Source organism: Collinsella sp. SGI.241 (assembly GCF_050312955.1).
In the GTDB taxonomy this organism is placed as follows: domain Bacteria; phylum Actinomycetota; class Coriobacteriia; order Coriobacteriales; family Coriobacteriaceae; genus Collinsella.
In genome coordinates this window covers 1-363 of record NZ_JBNPKM010000035.1, presented here as the reverse complement: position 1 = coordinate 363, position 363 = coordinate 1, and the positions used below count along the sequence as shown (strand labels likewise).

Below are 363 nucleotides of genomic sequence, written 5' to 3'. Positions count from 1 at the left end.
CATGAGGCTCGTCGACTCGGAGGGCGAGGTCTTCGAGTTCAGCGTGTTCACCGCGACGCTCGGCTACTCCCGGAAGCACCGCTTCATACCGGTCAGGAGCCGCACGCTCGACGACCTGCTGTCCTGCCTGCTCGCCACCTTCACCCGCCTCGGCGGCGTCCCGGAGGAGTGCATCACGGACAACATGTCGTGCCTGGTGACCGTCTCTGGCCGCAGGAGGACCAGGCAGGAGAGGGCGTGGCGGTTCGCGCGGGAGGCCGGCTTCGAGCTCAGGCTCTGCGCGCCTCGCTCGCCGCAGACCAAGGGCAAGGACGAGTCGGCCAACCGCTTCCTGAACCGCCTGCTCGCCTACGGCGGCGAGTT

General features: G+C 68.6%; 1 protein-coding gene. It reads left to right on the top strand.

The features are described 5' to 3' along the window. Window positions 1–363: DDE-type integrase/transposase/recombinase (locus ACQQ92_RS08445; protein ID WP_427796244.1), on the top strand; the 363-nt coding region annotated here is incomplete at both ends.